15 protein-coding genes and 2 pseudogenes are annotated in these 17,147 nt (G+C 70.6%); 6 read left to right on the top strand and 11 right to left on the bottom strand.

Features of this window, described 5'->3' with window-relative positions; genetic code table 11:
• Positions 1–14: 14 nt before the first annotated feature.
• The 3 genes from LQ326_RS43900 to LQ326_RS43890 all read right to left on the bottom strand — a co-directional run bounded on the left by LQ326_RS43900 (position 15) and on the right by LQ326_RS43890 (position 3,610).
• Entirely contained in the window at positions 15–473 is a 459-nt protein-coding gene (locus tag LQ326_RS43900; RefSeq protein WP_308402160.1) for a DUF6245 family protein, read from the bottom strand.
• Positions 474–596: 123 nt separating this feature from the next.
• Positions 597–2,162: a restriction endonuclease gene (locus LQ326_RS43895; RefSeq protein WP_234544726.1), complete on the bottom strand. Its 1,566-nt coding sequence runs from the start codon at positions 2,160–2,162 to the stop codon at positions 597–599.
• A gap of 572 nt (positions 2,163–2,734) precedes the next feature.
• Positions 2,735–3,610 (bottom strand): undecaprenyl-diphosphate phosphatase, encoded by an 876-nt coding sequence (locus tag LQ326_RS43890; RefSeq protein WP_234544724.1) that lies wholly within the window; start codon positions 3,608–3,610, stop codon positions 2,735–2,737.
• Between the two features lie 298 nt (positions 3,611–3,908).
• Between LQ326_RS43890 and LQ326_RS43885 the strand changes: the two genes are divergently transcribed.
• Together LQ326_RS43885 and LQ326_RS43880 are read left to right on the top strand one after the other, a co-directional pair.
• A complete protein-coding gene (locus LQ326_RS43885) occupies positions 3,909–5,066 on the top strand; it encodes a Gfo/Idh/MocA family protein (protein WP_234544723.1) in 1,158 nt (385 codons plus the stop codon).
• On the top strand, positions 5,063–5,992 hold the full coding sequence (locus tag LQ326_RS43880; RefSeq protein WP_234544721.1) for a DUF6807 domain-containing protein: 930 nt from the start codon (positions 5,063–5,065) through the stop codon (positions 5,990–5,992). The genes LQ326_RS43885 and LQ326_RS43880 overlap by 4 nt, the downstream gene beginning before the upstream one ends.
• A gap of 33 nt (positions 5,993–6,025) precedes the next feature.
• On the opposite strand, the gene LQ326_RS43875 is transcribed toward LQ326_RS43880, so the two are convergent.
• Positions 6,026–6,496, bottom strand: coding sequence for a winged helix-turn-helix transcriptional regulator (locus LQ326_RS43875; protein WP_181802466.1), 471 nt, complete (start codon positions 6,494–6,496; stop codon positions 6,026–6,028).
• 103 nt (positions 6,497–6,599) lie between these two features.
• Here LQ326_RS43875 and LQ326_RS43870 point away from each other — a divergent pair, with 103 nt between their 5' ends.
• Positions 6,600–7,772: a thiolase family protein gene (locus LQ326_RS43870; protein ID WP_234544716.1), complete on the top strand. Its 1,173-nt coding sequence runs from the start codon at positions 6,600–6,602 to the stop codon at positions 7,770–7,772.
• Between the two features lie 134 nt (positions 7,773–7,906).
• Here the strand turns inward: LQ326_RS43870 and LQ326_RS43865 are convergent, their stop codons facing one another.
• Positions 7,907–8,671 (bottom strand): TVP38/TMEM64 family protein, encoded by a 765-nt coding sequence (locus tag LQ326_RS43865; RefSeq protein WP_234544714.1) that lies wholly within the window; start codon positions 8,669–8,671, stop codon positions 7,907–7,909.
• A 313-nt stretch (positions 8,672–8,984) separates the two neighbouring features.
• Between LQ326_RS43865 and tuf the strand changes: the two genes are divergently transcribed.
• On the top strand, positions 8,985–10,154 hold the full coding sequence (gene tuf / locus LQ326_RS43860; protein WP_234544704.1) for an elongation factor Tu: 1,170 nt from the start codon (positions 8,985–8,987) through the stop codon (positions 10,152–10,154).
• 303 nt (positions 10,155–10,457) lie between these two features.
• A complete protein-coding gene (locus LQ326_RS43855; RefSeq protein WP_234544702.1) occupies positions 10,458–11,303 on the top strand; it encodes a spermidine synthase in 846 nt (281 codons plus the stop codon).
• Here the strand turns inward: LQ326_RS43855 and LQ326_RS43850 are convergent.
• Both LQ326_RS43850 and LQ326_RS43845 read right to left on the bottom strand, forming a co-directional pair.
• Positions 11,265–11,570: pseudogene (locus LQ326_RS43850) on the bottom strand (MFS transporter); the annotation flags it as partial. The gene LQ326_RS43855 and the pseudogene LQ326_RS43850 sit on opposite strands and share 39 nt — an antisense overlap.
• A 98-nt stretch (positions 11,571–11,668) precedes the next feature.
• Positions 11,669–12,334 carry a nitroreductase gene (locus LQ326_RS43845; RefSeq protein ID WP_234544694.1) on the bottom strand — a complete coding sequence of 222 codons (666 nt, stop codon included), beginning with the start codon at positions 12,332–12,334 and terminating at the stop codon, positions 11,669–11,671.
• Positions 12,335–12,482: 148 nt separating this feature from the next.
• Between LQ326_RS43845 and LQ326_RS43840 the strand changes: the two genes are divergently transcribed.
• Positions 12,483–13,133, top strand: a complete 651-nt coding sequence (locus LQ326_RS43840) for an FMN-dependent NADH-azoreductase (protein WP_234544692.1) — start codon at positions 12,483–12,485, stop codon at positions 13,131–13,133.
• A 403-nt stretch (positions 13,134–13,536) separates the two neighbouring features.
• On the opposite strand, the gene LQ326_RS43835 is transcribed toward LQ326_RS43840, so the two are convergent.
• The 4 genes and pseudogenes from LQ326_RS43835 to LQ326_RS43820 form a co-directional block, all read right to left on the bottom strand.
• Positions 13,537–14,022, bottom strand: coding sequence for a MarR family winged helix-turn-helix transcriptional regulator (locus LQ326_RS43835; protein ID WP_234544688.1), 486 nt, complete (start codon positions 14,020–14,022; stop codon positions 13,537–13,539).
• Positions 14,023–14,151: 129 nt separating this feature from the next.
• On the bottom strand, positions 14,152–14,586 hold the full coding sequence (locus tag LQ326_RS43830; RefSeq protein ID WP_234544687.1) for a cupin domain-containing protein: 435 nt from the start codon (positions 14,584–14,586) through the stop codon (positions 14,152–14,154).
• A 474-nt stretch (positions 14,587–15,060) separates the two neighbouring features.
• Positions 15,061–15,383 (bottom strand): annotated as a pseudogene (locus LQ326_RS43825) (MFS transporter); the annotation flags it as partial.
• A 122-nt stretch (positions 15,384–15,505) separates the two neighbouring features.
• The gene (locus LQ326_RS43820) at positions 15,506–16,507 is read right to left on the bottom strand and encodes a DUF8017 domain-containing protein (RefSeq protein WP_234544686.1); all 1,002 of its coding nucleotides are present in this window, start codon (positions 16,505–16,507) and stop codon (positions 15,506–15,508) included.
• Positions 16,508–17,147 lie beyond the last annotated feature (640 nt).

Here is a 17,147-nt window from a genome sequence, read left to right as displayed (position 1 = left end):
GCCGCTCGTTCTCCTCACGCCGCTGGGCCTTCAGCGCCTTCCTTGCCGCGGCCTCCTCCATCTGCTTCGCCCGCGCCCGCTGCACGTTCCCTGGGAGTCGGCATCCCCACCACCAGCGCCTCCTGTAGGTCGACCCACTTGAGCATGTTCATCAGGATGTCGGTGTTGCTGATCGCAGTCTCCAGCTCCTCCGGGGCCGCCTCCAGATGTTCAGCCTGCGCGGCCAAGGTGTCCACGTCGCCCTGGGTGACGGCGTCCTGGCTCGCGGCGATCACACCGAGCAGCAGGTGCAGGCCACTCGCCGCGTGTGCGGCGGCCAGCGGGATCTGCCCGGTCGCATGGTGCTGGGCCATCAACCTGAGCGTCGTGCCGGCCCGCCCCAGCCGGGAGGACGCCGACCGGCGCGAGGCTGAGCTGCACTGGCTCGCCGCCCAGCTCGCGGACAAGGAGAGGCTGCTGCGGGAGAAGAACACGATGATCGCCGACCTGCGTCAGCAGGTATCGAGGTGTACGAGGTGGGCTGGACCGGATGACGGTCCCGGCCGCCCGTACGCACTCTGTTCACGGCCACGCCCGCACCGTCCGGACCGTGCCGCCTATGCCATCAAAGGGCCCTGGAACGAAACTTCCCGAACCTGGTCGGTGAAGTAGCCGGCTCCGGCCCGCCCCACAGCTGGTCGCTGCTCGTCGCCGTCCTCGGACTCCCACCACTCGGCGACGATGCGCAGCGCGTGGGCGTCTGAAGTCCTGGCCCGCTCGTACGACCACAGTTCGTAGCGCTCCTGCTGCTTGCTGAGGGGATGGTACGAGCGCAGGTTGCATACGATCACGCCAGTGCGGTCCAGGTCACTTGCCAGATCGTCGGGCGGCTGGAGGCCGGACCCGTAGAAGGGATTCACCGCCAGGAGGCCGACCACCCAGTCTTCCTCGTCCCCGCGTTGATCGGCGGGCTCGATGACGTACCCCAGCACGTGCAGGGGGATGCGGCCGTCGAATCGCTCTCGGGTGGCTGACCGTTCGACCAGCGGACGGAAGTAGCCGCGGCTGGGGACGTCGAACTGCCGGTAGAGCTGCTGCAGCGAGCCAGGGTCCAGCGGTATTCCGATGAGCTGGAAGGAGACGTTGCAGCGCATGACGTGGCGTGTTTCTTCTGCGGAGATGCTGCCTGACACGGTGTAGAAACCGCCGTCACAGACTTCGAAGTAGACGAACTCCTCGCTGTGGTGGGGATCTTCAAGCTCACTGGTCCGTTCTTCCCAGTTCTTGAGGGCCTCGGCAAAGCCATCGGCGCCACAGCCATGCCAGTTCCGGCCATGCTGCTGGATGCTCCACTGACTCCGCTCTCCCATCCACCCCAGTTCGTTCAGCGCGTCAAGGAGGCGGAGGAGGTCAGGCTGGCCCCATGCGGTGACTGGCATATCCAGGCACACGCCGCTTCCCGCAGCCGGCACCCAGTCGACATCGGGCAGGTCGAGGCAGAAGACCCCGGGACTGAATCCTCCTGCTCCGTAGAACCATGGCACCGAGTCCCCGCTGCCGTTGAGCAGCCTGTAGCGGCTCGTAGGCAGCTTCCCTGCCGTCCTGTGCGAACTGCGGGCGGCCTTCTCGGCCTCACGCTCCTTTTCGCCGCGATGGACACGCCCGTGGACAACGAGTTCATCGTGTTTCAGGCGAAGAAGGCGGTCCAACTCCTGCGGGTCCCTCAGAACCCTGAGGATGTCGACCTCGTCGAAGACGAGGACCAGTCCATCCCTGCGGTCTCTGACGATCTCCCCGTCCGCTTCCCCGGTGATCCCGGACATGGTGAACAGCAAGCCCACGACAGTGCCGTCAAGGTGGCGCAGTCGGGTGCGGACCTCACCGACGACCTTGGATCCAGCAGGTCGGCGTTCCCACTTCGCTTCGACGAGATAGTGGCGGCTGTGGGAGATGACCGCGAAGTCGGTCTGCCGGGGGCGCGCCATCCTCGGATTGTGCACGACCTGGTAGTGAGCCCGTCGAAACATCCGCTCCAGCAGTGATTCGAGCTTGTAGCCGCGGCGCTGCGTGTCGGAGACCGACCGCAGGGCGGCCAGATCCCGGAGGAGATCCGACTCGTGCCACGGCTCGATCTCGAGGTCGTCGTCCGCCGCGTCAGGGCGTTCCTCTTCGTGGATGGCCATGACTGGTCATCTTGGCGTACGGCTACGACAACGCCGCCCCGTTGGCGGGGCCGGCTGCCCCAGGGCACCCACTCGTCGCTCAAGGCCCGTCATCACGAGGTGGCGGGCTTCCCCTAGGCGTTCGCCGACGAGTACATGTCCGCGAACATCTCAGCCGGGAACAGCGCGCCGCGATGCTCGCCCAGGAACGCGAACACACTCCCTGCCGGGATCAGACCCCGACACGTCTCCCCACACATCCCGGCCCGACCATCTCGCCGACCCCTCACCCATCGCCACACAACGAGTCCGGCCCTGCCGTGTCAGCGGCAGGGCCAGAACCCAAGATCTTCATCAACTTTCCAGGGGGTGCGTCCCGCCTCCCAGGTGGGAGACGAGTGGGAGACGAGTGGGAGATGATCATGGCGTGGTGATGCAGTCAGGCGCTAGGAAATGCCAGATGGTGCTCCATGGGTGGCCCGGCTGTGAGTCAGCGCTGCCACTGCCGACCCGCCCGACCGGCAGGCTGATCCAGGCCTGTCGGCCGTACAGCTCCCGTGCCGCGGCGGGGTGTCGACGGCTCCCGCCCCTGGTCAGCTGGCCGACTCCGCCGCGTGCGGGCTCAGGACGTCCGCGGAGACCAGGGCGATGATGACGACGCCGAGCGCGACGCGGTACCAGACGAACGGCATGAAGCTCTTGTTGGAGATCCATTTCATGAACCACGCGATCACCGCGTAGCCGGACGCGAACGCGATCACCGTCGCGAACAGGGTCGGGCCCCAGGCCACATGGCCCTCGCCCACCGAGTCCTTGACCTCGAAGGCGCCGGAGGCCAGCACCGCCGGGATGGCGAGCAGGAAGGAATAGCGGGCAGCCGCCTCGCGCTTGTAGCCCATGAACAGGCCGCCGCTGATGGTGGCGCCGGAGCGGGAGACGCCGGGGATCAGGGCGCAGGCCTGGCAGAGGCCGTAGATCAGGCCGTCCTTGACCCCGAGGTTCTCCAGCGTCTTGCGCTGTTTGGGCGCCCGGTGCCGGCCGCCCGTCTCGTCGCGGGCGGCGAGCCGGTCGGCGATGCCGATGACGACGCCCACGACGATGAGCATGGTCGCGGTGATGCGGAGGTCGCGGAACGGGCCCTCGATCTGGTCCTTCAGCGTCACGCCCAGCAGGCCGATCGGGATCGAGCCGACGATCACCAGCCAGCCCGTCTGGGCGTCGTGGTCCCGCCGCCTCGCCTTGTCGAACAGCGACCGGAACCAGGCCGAGACGATCCGCCCGATGTCCTTGCGGAAGTAGATCAGCACCGCGGTCTCCGTGCCGATCTGGGTGATCGCGGTGAAGGCGGCACCCGGGTCCTTCCAGCCGGAGAAGGCCGCGGTCAGCCGCAGATGCGCGCTGGAGGAGACGGGCAGGAACTCGGTCAGCCCCTGGACGAGGCCGAGGACCAGCGATTCAAACCAAGACATGAAGGTACGGCGTCCCAGGGGTGAGGAAGGGGCTGGCGGTCCGCGCGGCCACGCGTGATCACGCGGGCGCACGTGATCATGCGCGTGCAAGCGCAGGGTATCGGGCCGGTGAGACAGCGGGGACACAGGGGTTCGGCAGGCGGACGGACGGCCCGGGGTGTTGACCGGCCAAGGTGCCGCCGCTTACGTTTCAGCAGGAGAAAGCGCTTGCTCCCGCACATCGGGGTGCGTGTGCGGCGCACTCCGGGCGGGAGTTCGCCCATCGCCGGTACACGCCCGAGGAGTGCTGATCACGTCCATGCCCCGCTCGCCCCGCTCCGCAGCCCCCTTCACCGGCCGGCGCATCCGGGCCGCCGTCGTCGGCGCCGGCGCCATCGGGCGCGGCTCGCATCTGCCCGCCCTCGCCCAACTGGCCGCGGAGGGCGAGACCGAGGTCGTCGCCGCCGTCGACATCGATGCCATCGCGGTCGAGGCGATGTGCGCCGAGGCCGGCATCCCGCACGCCTACACCGACCTGGACCGGATGCTCGCAGACCAGCGGCCCGACCTGGTCACCATCGGCACCCCGCCGACCCTGCACCGGGACCAGACGCTGGCCGCGCTGCGGGCCGGCGCCTGGGTGTGGTGCGAGAAGCCGCCCGTGCCGAGTCTCGCCGACTTCGACGCGATCGAGGCGGAGGAGGGCACGGACGGCGGGCCGTACGCCTCGATCGTCTTCCAGCACCGGTTCGGTTCCGCGTCCACCCATGTCCGGCGGCTGCTGGCCGCGGGGGCGCTGGGGCGCCCGCTGGTCGCCCACTGCCAGACCACCTGGTACCGGGACACCGCTTACTACGCGGTGCCCTGGCGGGGCCGCTGGGCGACCGAGGGCGGCGGCCCGGCGATGGGGCACGGCATCCACCAGATGGATCTGCTCCTCGACCTGCTGGGGCCGTGGAGCGAGGTGCGGGCGATGGCCGGCCGGCTGGTGCACGACGTGGAGACCGAGGACGTCTCCACCGCCCTGGTCCGGTTCGCGAACGGGGCCCTGGCCACCGTCGTGAACAGTGTGCTCAGCCCCGACGAGGTCAGCCGCATCCGCATCGACTGCGAGCGCGCGACGGTGGAGCTGACCCACCTCTACGGTCACGCCAACGAGAACTGGCGCATCACCCCGGCACCCGGCGTCCCCGCCGAAGAGGCGGCCGCCTGGCAGGACTTCGGCCCGGACGTGCCCAGCTCGCACCTGGCCCAGCTGCGCGAGCTGATCGCCGCCATGCGGGCGGGGGAGCGGCCGCGCAGCAGCGGCGCGGACGGGCGCACCAGCCTGGAGCTGATCACCGCGCTGTACAAGGCGGCGTTCACCGACACGACCGTCCACGCGGGCGAGATCGGTCCGGGCGATCCCTATTACACGGCCCTGCACGGGGGAGCCCCGGGCTGGGCGCCGGCCGAGCGCGAGGAGGCGTCCGCGTGAGCGGCGAGCTGCGGATCACGCACACCCACGGCGACCGGGTCACCGTGACCGAGCCGGTCACCGGGGTGCAGCTCTTCTCGTACGTGTACCGGCCCGAGGCGGCCTGGGAGGCGCCGCGGCCCTACCTCCACCCGGTCCGCACCCTCGCCGGGGACGTCGTCACCGACTACCGGCCCAACGACCACCGCTGGCACAAGGGCCTCTCCCTGACCGCCTCGCACCTGTCGGGTGCGAACCTGTGGGGCGGCAACTCCTATGTGCACGGCCAGGGTTACCTGGCCATCCCGGAACGCGTCGGCTCGATGCGGCACGCCGGCTTCGACGAACTGTCGTCGGCCGACGGCCGCCTGGTCGTCGCGGAGCGGCTGACCTGGCATCCGTACGACGGGACGCTGTGGGCGGAGGAGCGGCGCCGCATCGAGGTGCGTGACGTGGATCCCGAGGCGGGGTGCTGGGCGCTCACCTGGACCAGCGCGATCACCAACCGCCGTGCCGAACCCCTGCTGTTCGGCAGCCCGACCACGGCCGGGCGCGAACGGGCCGGCTACACCGGCCTGTTCTGGCGCGGTCCGCGCGCCTTCCGGGACGGCCGGATCATCGGCCCTCAGGGGGAGGGCCCGGAGCTGATGGGGTCCCAGTCGTCCTGGCTGGCCCTGTCCGGCGAGCACGACGGCGCCGACGGCCATGCCACCGTCGTCTTCGAACACGCCCCGGAGAACGACCACTCGGGCACCCGCGGCGGCCACCCCGCGCACTGGTTCGTGCGCAACGACCCGTTCGCCGGCATCGCTCCCTCCTGGGCCTTCCACGAGGAACTGGGACTGGCCCCCGGCGACACCCTCCGGCGCCGCTACCGGGTCGTCGTCGCCGACGGCGGCTGGGAGCGCGCGGACATCGCCGAGTACCTGGCGGTGCATCCCTGGTGAGTGCGGGGGAGGCCGTGTTCGGGGGCGGTCCGCTCAGGCGGCTTCCGGTCCGCTGACGGTCCAGCCCGGTGCCTGCGGGTGGGCCGTCAGGTCCTCGTGCCGCACCGGGTCACCGCAGGCCGCGCAGGTGACGACCGCGGCGAGCGGCTTCCCGCAGCTGTGCTCGATCACCATGGGACGGTCGCCGTCCGGGTGGAGGTGCCGGTCGCCCCAGGCCATCAGGGTCATCAGGACCGGCTCCAGTTCGAGGCCCGCCCGGGTGGCCCGGTACTCGAAGCGCTGCGGCCGCTCGCTGTAAAGGCGCTTGGTGAGGATCCCGGCGTCGACGAGCCGGCGCAGCCGGGTGGCCAGGATGTCGCGCGGAGCACCGATGTTGCGCACCAGCTGGTCGAAACGGCCATTGCCCAGGCACACCTCCCGCAGGACCAGCAGGGAGTACTTCTCGCCGACCAGTGCCAGGGCGTCGGCGATCGAACACGGTCGGGGGTGCTTGGGGGCGGCCATGGACTGAGTCTAGTGGAGGGTTGGATTTTCCAACTCTCGGAGTTATGGTGAGTTCGGATTTCCTACTCACCGGTAATCAAGACTGGCAATCGAGGTCCCCGTGATGCGTGACGCAGTCATCGTCGAAGCCGTACGCACCCCCGTCGGGAAGGGCAAGCCGAACGGGTCCCTGGCGCACGTCCACCCCGTCGAACTCCTCGCCCACACCCTGCGCGCCCTCGTCGAGCGCTCCGGCGTGGACCCGGCCCTCATCGACGACGTGATCGGCGGCACCGTCGACCAGGTCGGCGAGCAGGCCATGAACACCACCCGGTACGCCGTCCTGTCCGCCGGCTTCCCCGAGACGGTCCCGGCGACCACGGTGGACCGTCAGTGCGGCTCCTCCCAGCAGGCCGTGCACTTCGCCGCGCAGGGCGTCATGTCCGGTGCCTACGACATCGTCGTGGCCTGCGGTGTCGAGTCGATGAGCCGGGTGCCGATGTGGTCCAACGTGCCGGCCGGCAAGGACCCCTTCGGCCCCGGAGTCGCCGCGCGCTACCCGGAGGGCCTGGTCCCGCAGGGCATCAGCGCCGAGCTCATCGCGGCGAAGTGGTCGCTCTCGCGGGCCGAGATGGACGCCTTCGCGGTCTCCTCGCACCAGAAGGCGGCGGCCGCGTGGGCGGCGGGGCTGTTCGACACGCAGGTCGCGCCGCTGGAGGGTGTCACCCGTGACGAGTCGGTACGGCCCGGCACCACCGCCGAGATCCTCGCCGGGCTCAAGCCCGCCTACTACGACCCCGGGTTCGCCGAACGGTTCCCGCAGATCGAGTGGAACGTCACGGCGGGCAACGCGAGCCCGGTCAACGACGGCGCGTCAGCGGTGCTGATCACCTCCGGTGAGACTGCGGCGAGGCTCGGGCTGCGGCCACTGGCCCGCGTGCACGAGGTCGCCGTCACCGGCTCCGACCCGTTGCTCATGCTGACCGGCGTGATCCCGGCGACGGAGAAGGTGCTGCGGCGGGCCGGGCTCGGCATCGGGGACATCGACCTGTTCGAGGTGAACGAGGCGTTCTCCAGCGTGGTGCTGGCCTGGCGGCAGGAGACCGGGGCGGATCTCGCCAAGGTGAACGTGAACGGTGGGGCCATCGCGCTGGGGCATCCGCTGGGGGCGAGCGGGACCCGGCTGACGACGACGCTGGTGCACGCGATGCGGGATCGCGGCGCTCGCTTCGGCCTTCAGACGATGTGTGAGGCGGGCGGGCTGGCCAACGCGATGATCCTGGAGGCGGTGCGGTAGGGGGCCGGCTGTGCGCCCAAGGGGGTGCCGCCTGGTGTCGTTGGGCGGCTGACGCGCCGTGGGGGGCTGGTCGCGCAGTTCCCCGCGCCCCTGCAGGGCGCCGTGGGGGGCTGGTTGCGCAGTTTCCCGCGCTCCTACGGGGCGCCGCGCAGGTGGTGGCGCTTCCGCCAGGCCACCACCGCGCCCGCGACCGCCGGTACGACGATGGCCGCCACCGAGATCAGGAACACCGGGGACGTCGGGGTCGAGGCGCGGGCGCCGGCCACGACGTAGGCGGCGACGTTCGGGACGGAACCGAGGGCCGTCGCCACCAGGAACGGCGTGCAGCGCATACGGGAGACGGCGGCCGCGTAGTTCGCGGCCCAGAACGGGACGCCGGGGAACAGGCGTACCGCCAGCATCGAGCGGAAGCCGTGCCTGCTGAACTGGTGGTCCGCCGCCTTCAGCAGCCGGCCGCGCAGCAGCGGGCGCAGGGCCTCCTGGCCGAGCAGCCGGCCGAGCACGAAGGAGATCCCCGCCCCGAGGACGGTGCCGGCCATGGCCGCGCCCATGCCCGGTGCCGAGCCGAACAGCGCGCCGGCCGCGAGGTTCAGGAAGGGCCGGGGCACGAACGCCACCGTGATCAGGCCGTACGCCACGGCGAAGACCACCACCGCGGTGACACCGGCCGCCTGGGGCGGCCAGCCCTGCGTCAGCAGCTTCTGGGGATGGAAGAGCAGGACCGACGACGCGGCGGCCGCCAGCACGGCGACGAGCAGGGACAGCCGGGACCACGGTGACAGCAGCGCACGCGTGCAGCGCGCGCCGAAGCCCACCGGAGCGGGGACGGCGACGGTCAGCTCCGTGGCGGCGGCCCGGGGAAGAGTTGTGGCGGTGCCAGAGCGGTTGGCATCGAGCATTCGGCGACACTAACCGAAGCCGATGTGTGATCGCCGTATGGTCCCCGTCCCTCGGGTGAACCGGCGGCACGGAAAACCGTTCGACGTGGGCTGATGCGTCGGCCATGATCTGTGTCATGTTCCGGTTCGCCTTCCTCCTCGCAGCATCCGCAGTCGCGGATGCGCCGAAGGCTGCCGTTCCCGTTCTCGCGGCCGCTGTCGACGGCGCCCGAAGCTGACCCTCTCCGGAAAGTCCGGCGGACCCCGCAGGGGGAGGGTCGGCCGGTTCCCCGGGGTCCCCGCACTTCCTACGGACACGCTGCGAGGTACAGCCATGCCCAAGACGGCATACGTCCGCACCAAACCGCATCTCAACATCGGCACGATGGGCCACGTCGACCACGGCAAGACCACCCTGACCGCCGCCATCACCAAGGTCCTCGCCGAGCGGGGCACCGGCACGTTCGTGCCGTTCGACCGCATCGACCGGGCGCCCGAGGAGGCCGCCCGCGGCATCACCATCAACATCGCGCACGTCGAGTACGAGACCGACACCCGGCACTACGCCCACGTGGACATGCCGGGCCATGCCGACTACGTCAAGAACATGGTCACCGGGGCCGCGCAGCTGGACGGGGCGATCCTGGTCGTCTCCGCGCTCGACGGGATCATGCCGCAGACCGCCGAACACGTGCTGCTCGCCCGGCAGGTGGGCGTCGACCACGTCGTGGTGGCACTGAACAAGGCGGACTCGGCCGACGAGGAGCTGGTCGAACTCGTCGAGCTGGAGGTCCGCGAGCTGCTCAGCGCGCACGGCTACGGCGGCGACGCCGTGCCCGTCGTACGGGTCTCCGGGCTCAAGGCGCTGGAAGGGGACCCGCGGTGGACGGCGTCGATCGAGGCGCTGCTCGACGCGGTGGACACCTACGTGCCGATGCCGGAACGGTATCTGGACGCGCCGTTCCTGCTGCCGGTGGAGAACGTGCTCACCATCACCGGGCGCGGGACCGTCGTGACCGGAGCGGTCGAGAGGGGGACCGTGCGGGTCGGGGACCGCGTCGAGGTGCTCGGCGCGGACGTCGAGACGGTCGTCACCGGCCTGGAGACCTTCGGGAAGCCGATGGACGAGGCGCAGGCCGGGGACAACGTGGCGCTGCTGTTGCGGGGCGTGCCCCGGGACGCGGTGCGGCGTGGACATGTGGTGGCGGCGCCGGGAAGCGTGGTGCCCGCGCGGCGGTTCTCGGCGCGGGTGTACGTCCTGTCGGGGCGCGAAGGGGGGCGTACGACTCCTGTCTCGACGGGGTACCGGCCGCAGTTCTACATCCGCACGGCGGACGTGGTCGGGGACGTCGACCTCGGCGAGACGGCGGTCGCCCGGCCCGGGGACACGGTGGAGATGACCGTGGAGCTGGGGCGGGACGTTCCGCTGGAGGCGGGTCTGGGGTTCGCCATCCGTGAGGGCGGCCGGACCGTGGGGGCGGGGACCGTGACCTCCGTGGAGTGAGGTCGCGGTGCGTGGGGGGCTGCGGGCCCGTTCGGGCGGGCCGTGCAGTTCCCCACGCACCTTTCGGGGCGTTGGCGTGTCCGTCGGCTGCGGAGACCGCGTGCGGTGTCGCCGGTCGCGCCCGCGCGGCGGAGCCGCATGTGGGTGCAGTCCCGCGCCCCTTCCGGGGCGTTGGCGTGTCCGTCGGCAGCGGAGACCGCGTGCGGTGTCGCATGTGGGTGACAGCCCTGCGCCCCTTCCGGAGGCGCCGCGGTGGCCGTCGGACGGTGCGCCGGGCTCCTCGGGGAGGGCGACAATGGTGGTGTGAGTGAATCCATACCCGTCGTCCGGGTCACCGAGCGCGGGACCGTGAAGCTGATGCCCGACGTCGATCGGGAGCGGGCCTGGTTGCTGACGGTCGACGGGGCGCCGCAGTCGTACGTGGATCTCGATGAGCCGACGCATCTGGAGTTCGAGTACGCACGGCGGCTGGGGTATGTGCTGGACGTCGTGGCGGAGCCCGGTGCACCGCTGGACGTGCTGCATCTCGGTGGGGGTGCCTGCACGCTCGCCCGGTACGTGGCGGCGACCCGGCCGGGGTCCCGGCAGGACGTCGTGGACGCCGACCGGGAGCTGCTGGAGCTGGTCACCGAGCATCTGCCGTTGCCGGAGCAGGCCGGGATCGCGGCGCACGCCGCCGATGCGCGCGGCTGGCTGGAGGCGGCGCCCGGGAATTCGGTGGACGTGCTGATCGCGGACGTCTTCGGCGGTTCCCGGATCCCCGCGCACCTGACCTCGCTGGGCTACGCGCGGGAGGCCGAGCGGGTGCTGCGGGCGGACGGGGTCTATCTGGCCAACCTCGCCGACTCCGCCCCCTTCGGCTTCCTGCGCTCCCAACTCGCCACGTTCGCCGCCGTCTTCGAGGAGCTGGCGCTCATCGCCGAGCCGGGCGTGCTGCGCGGGCGGCGGTTCGGGAACGCGGTGCTCGTCGCCTCGCACCGGCCGATCGACGCCGGTGCGCTGGCCCGCCGTACCGCCGCCGACGCCTTCCCGGCGCGGGTCGAACACGGGCCCGCGCTGCGCGACTTCGTCGGTGCGGCCCGGCCGGTCGGGGACGCGGACGCGGTACCGTCACCCGAGCCCCCCGGCGGAGCGTTCGGGATCGGGTGAGGCGGCCGACGGCTGCGTGGTCACCGGGACCGTGCGGCGCGTGAGGTCGCGGACGTCCGGGACGAGGAGCACCGCGGCCGTGACGGCGACGACCAGGCCCGCGCAGCCCCACAGGGCGGGGCCCCGGCCGAAGGCCTGCTCGGCGGGGCCCGCCGGCGCGGTCGCCAGGGGCAGCAGGGAGACCGACCCGAACCAGTCGTACGCGGAGACGCGGGAGAGCTTCTCCTCCGGGATCTCCTGGTGCAGCGCGGTCAACCCGCGCACGCCCACGGGTGACCCGTCTTGCATGCGGTCCGTCGACTCGCCGACGCCGCGTCGCATGCCGAGCCGAACGGCACAAAGGAACATGCCGGAGCGCGCTGACCCTAGCCCTCGACGAACGTGACGGTCTCGCCGAGCGGCGCCCGGCCCGTACGCCTGTAGCCCACCGTGACGTCCTCGAACCCGATCGACATGCCGCAGAAGAGGATGAGCTCGTCCGGGGGTGCCAGGATCTCCGCGACGGTCTTGCGATACACCGACCACGCCATCTGCGGGCAGCTGTGCAGTCCTTCGGCGCGCAGCAGCAGCATGACGGTCTGCAGGTACATGCCGACGTCGGACCACTGGGGCCGGCCCATGTCGCGGTCGATGTAGCAGAACAGGGCGGCGGGCGCGCCGAAACAGTCCCAGTTCGCGGCAGCGGCCCGCTGACGCGCCTCCCAGTCCTCGCGAGCGATGCCGAGTGCGCCGTAGCGCTGCTCGCCGAAGGCGGATCGGCGCTCGCGGTAGGGGGACTTCAGTGCCGGCGGGTACTGCTCGTACTCGGGCTCGTCCCACGGGTCACCTGCGGAAAGGCGCTCGCCGGCGCGCTTCTTGATCTCGGCCAGCGGCACACCGGTCACCACGTAGGTGTGCCACGGCTGGAGGTTCGACGCGGACGGCGCCCAGGCTGCGGCGGACGCCACTCGCTGCAGTGCCTCTCTCGGGACATCCCGGCCGCTGAAGCCGCGCACCGCCCGCCGGCTCTCGACCGCCTCGTAGATATCCATGATCGTCTGGCTCCTCGCCTGCTCGACCGCCGAGCTTCCGTTACGAGCGAGATGGTATCACTCAATACTGTCTCGTGTTTAACTATCGTCGAGCATGAATCCCCAGCCCCTGGTCCCCGCCCCGGGCACAGCACTTTGGAGAAGGTCCATGGCCACGCTGCTGCACATCGATTCGTCTGTGTTTCCCTTCGAGGCGTCCTCGTCCCGTTCGATCACGGCCGCCTTCCGCAGGACCTGGGAGGAACGGCACCCGGAGGGCACGGTGATCTACCGTGACCTCGCCGCCGAACCTGTCCCGCACATCACTGCCGACGCCTGGTCCGCCGGGTACACCGTCCCCACCGAGCGCACCCCGGAGCAGGCCACTGCATTCGCCGCGCGCTTGCAGCTCATCGGGGAACTGGAGCAGGCGGACGCCGTCCTGATCGGCGCCCCCATGTACAACTTCTCGATCCCGTCGACCCTCAAGGCGTGGCTGGACAGCGTCCTCCTGCTCGACCGCACCGCCGGCGAAGCCCCCTCCGCTCAGGGAACCCCGGCGGTCGTCGTTGCCAGCCGCGGCGGCTCCTACGCGCCGGGCACCCCACGCGAGGGCTACGAGTTCGTACAGAACTACCTAGAGGCCGTCCTCAAAGGCACCCTCGGCCTGGACCTCGACTTCATCGTCCAGGAACTCACCATGGCCCCCCGCAACCCGGCCATGTCCGAACTGGTCCCCCTTTACGAGGCATCCCGCGAGCGTGCCTTCGAGGACGCGACCACCAAGGCCGAGGAGCTTGCACGGCGCCTGACCGCGTAACCCCCTGGCGTCAGACGCCATGTGACGTCCTGGGCCGAGGCGCCACACGGCATCCTCGTCGGTGGCGCCCTCTCCGACGGTGACGGTGACGGTGGCGCTCCGTCTCTGGAGGCCGGCGGCCCGGCGCTGGGGCAGCCCGGTTCTCGGCATGCCGGTGGTGGGGGGCGCACCGAGACGACGACGATGCGGGAGGGGATGCACGGCAGACCGCCGGCCAGGTATGCCACGCGACAGCGGCGCGAACGGCGGGCGGCGGGGGCCCCGTCGGCGACCACCGACCGCCGCACAGAGCCAGAGCCGGGGTATGCCGACGATGGTCGCAGGCCCTCAAAGCCTGGTTCGTTGCGAAAGCCGCATGAGGTGAAGTTCGCCCACGCGGCAGGCAACCGATGTGCAGGGGCGCTTACGCCTCACCGTCTGCGGGGTAGGCGATCCGGGTCAGCAGATCCGTCAGCTTCTCGGGCTCGCCGGGACTCAGCTCGGCAACCAGACGTTCGGCCAGGGGATCCGCCGCCACATGGGCCGCATCGAAAAGTTCCAGGCCCTGAGGTGTGATTTCCACCGCCCGCGCCCGCCGGTCCCCTGGAACGTTCCTGCGTGCGGCCAGTCCCCTGCGCTCGAGATCGTCCACGATCCTCATGACGCCCGCCTTGTCGGACCCTGTCGCCGCCGCCAGGTCCCGCTGCATCGTGGGCCCACGGTCGACAAGCACGATCAGTACGGCGAAGTGCCGCAATTCGATGCCGAGCGGCCGAAGTGCCTCCTCCATCACGGCGGCCGCGCGCCAGTGCGCCCGGCGCAGCAGCAATCCGAGAGCGAAAGGCGAGGAGTCCCCGGGGCGGTCCGTCACACGCGCGGGGGTGGGTCTCGGAGGAACGTCGGCGGCCATGAGACCAACGTTACGCCATCCACTCATTCGATATGGTATCGACTGAAACTAAGTGTGCTCGGCTGGCTCGCCTGCTGCCTGGTACCGGGATCGGCGTTCCGGGCTCCACGCCCTTGTCGATCTCACAGGTCAGCCTTCGGAGGGGCGTGGAGCGCGCAGGTGCGCCCGTTCCCTCAGCTCCTCCTCGTCGACCAACGTGAGCATCGGCCGGCCCGGCGCACACAACATGGTCACCAGGAACTTGGTGGGTGCGTCCGGGAGAGCGTTGCCGTCCTGGTAATGGATCACGTCACCGCCTGGCTCCCAGAACGTCCCACCGGCCTCGACGACACGCTCCGGCTCGCCCTCGAGTTCGAACCGGAGCGCGCCCTCCATCACGTAGCCGAACGACGGGCCCGAGTGGCGATGCGGAGGAAGCCCGGGGTGACCGGGAGGCCAATCGACGAGAATGGTCATGCCCGAACCGCCTTCGGGAAAGAAGGGCGGAGTGACCTCCTGCAGCAACTTGACTTCCTGCGGCAAGGAGACCTCGGTCGTCCCGTGCTCCGGGCTCTTCTCTGACATGTGCACCACATCTCCGTAAGTCGGCCCGGAATGGACGATCTTGCGTCGGTCATCGCATTCCGGAGCGATGTACCGACGCACTCGTAAAGCGATGATCAGGTCCGCCGGTTTCCCGGCTCACACCACTCGCTCCGTGATGAGGACAGGCCACAGCCCGCGTCCGTGACGGGTTGTCTGTGGCCTGCTTCGCCCGAACGGTCTCGAGACCACCCTGCCTCCCGTCGGCGACCGCCACAATCCGGGAGCCGGCGGCATCGAGACGAGGGCGGCCGCGGTCGCCGGGACGACCACGGCTGCACAGCCGGCCAAGGCTCAGCTGCACGACCTGCGTGCCGAGGCCGACAGACGCTCTGGCGCAGCATCTTCGGCTGAGGCGGCTGAGGCGGCTGAGGCGGCTGAGGCGGCGGAGCGAGGCGGAGCGACAGGTTGCAGGGAAGCGGCGGGCTGAATCACGCGATGAGCATCTCGGCTGAGCCACAGCCGGGCGTCACCGGTGAGTACGAGGACGGCGAAGGCCCCCTGGGAGAGGAAGCTCAGGGCGTTGGCCGCGACCATCACGCGGTGACGGGGCACACGGTCCGCCACCGCGCCGCCGACGAGCAGAACACCACCAGCGGGAGGCTGCGGGCGGCGGCCACCAGGCCGACGTCCCCGGCGTCGCCGCCCGCGGCCGGCACCGCGAACGCGGCGGCGATCAGGGAGTCGTCCGCGCCCAGGTTTGTCGCGATCGCCGCCGCGGTCAGCAGGCTGTGGTTGCGGCCTGCCCATGCGGGGGCGGGCGGGGGTGCCCGGGGCACCGGAGAGGCCGGGAGAGCCGGCGGAGCCGGACGCGGAGGTCACCGCCCGACTGTCCCGGCCGGGATCCGGCCTTGCCAATCGGATTGGCGGGTACCCGCGGGCGTCCGGTCCCCGGCCGCCGTCAGCTTCCGGCCGGGGTGCCGTGCAGCCGCACCGTGCTGAGGATCTTCATGATCGTCGCCGTCGGGACCTCGCCGTTCACTCCCTTGGCGCCGTAGAAGTCCCACGACACCAGGTCGCCCGCCGAGTTCTCGAAGCCGAACGTGATCGCCTTGCCGTCGCCCGCGCACTTGCCCTTCTGCGGGGTGTTCGTCGAACGCGCCCACGCGTAGGCGCCCTTGAGGCCGGACGCGGTGGTGTAGGCGGTGGCCTTCTTGTCGTAGGTGATGCTCTTCTTGTCCGGCTGCGTGTAGCCGCCGTACACCCACCAGGGGACTTCCCGGACGGCCGCGTCGCCCGCGCTCTTCGCGCCGCTCTCGCCCTTGGTGCCCACCGCCGCCAGGGCCGTGTCCTCGGTCCTGCCGTCCTTGTCGTCGTCGCTCGTGCACCACTTCGACTTGTACTGGGCGGGCGCCGACATCGTGATGATCGGCTTGCCGTCCGTGTCCTCGAAGCCGACGGAGGTTCCCGAGGTCAGCACCTCCCAGTCGGCCGGCACGTCGAACGCCGTGCCCCACTTGGGGTTCACGACGGTCTTCCAGCCCGCGACCGTCGGCTTCTCGGTCTGGTCGGCACCGCGCGGATCGTCGTCCGTCGACGCGGACGCCGAGGCAGAGGCGGAGAGGGTCGGTGAGTGGGTCGCCTGCTGGTTCTCGCCGGTGTCGGCCTTGTCGTCCTTCTTGCCGCCGAGGACCAGGAACCCGGTCACCCCGGCCGCCACCACGACGGCCGCGGCCGCGATGACCGCGACCAGCTTCGTGCGGTCGCCGCCCCCGCCCCCGCCCTGCGGAGCGCCGGCGGGCCCAGGCGGGCCCCACTGCGGCTGCTGCCCGTATCCGCCCTGCTGCGGATACTGCTGGTAGCCGGGCTGCTGGTACGGATTCGGCTGTTGGTAACCCGGTTGCTGATACGGGTTGTTCTGCGGGTACTGCTCGCCCCCTGGCGGCTGCTGTTCTGGCCACATGGCTCGTAACCCTAATCCAGGGTGTAGGCAGCTCGGTCCGGTCCCCGCAAGGGCGGGGTGAGCGGCCGACAACGGGCAGCGGAACGCCTTCGGCCCTCATGGTCCTTGAGACCCTCTCTGAGATTGGCGCCGCTGTCCAACCGATCGGTTCCGTGGCGGTGCCGCGGGCGCCGGGACACGCCTGTTGTAACCCTGGCCTGCGAGGCCTTGCACTAGAGCGGCGTTCCGGCGCCTCCGCGCCGTCACGAGACCACGGATGCCGTGGGGTTCGCGGTGATGACGCGGACACCGGGCTGATGCCTCCGTTTCCCCGGGTCCTTCGAGGCCTCTGTCAAGAGCGGCGCAGCCCGGTGTCTCCGTGACCACCGCGAAACTCGCGGCGTCGGGCCGGTCGTTGACGTCACGGCGCGAGCCCGCTCCAAGGCCGACCTCTTGTTCCATCCGCGAGCCCACGAGCTCTGCAGACAGACCGAGCCCCTGGGGTGCGCTGGTGTCGCGAACGGCTACTGAGATGGCGGACCTGTGAGTCCTGGGATTAGGGCGCCACGTGACCCGCATGTGCTCGTGACCTGCACAAATGAACAGATCTGAGGAGGACGGTTTGACTGTGTTCTGCGGCATCGACTGGGCGGAGCGCCAC

Origin of the sequence: Streptomyces shenzhenensis (assembly GCF_021462265.1) — a bacterium.
In the GTDB taxonomy this organism is placed as follows: Bacteria; Actinomycetota; Actinomycetes; order Streptomycetales; family Streptomycetaceae; genus Streptomyces; species Streptomyces shenzhenensis.
Note: the sequence above shows the minus strand (reverse complement) of the source record. Positions and strands in the feature narration are given on the sequence as shown.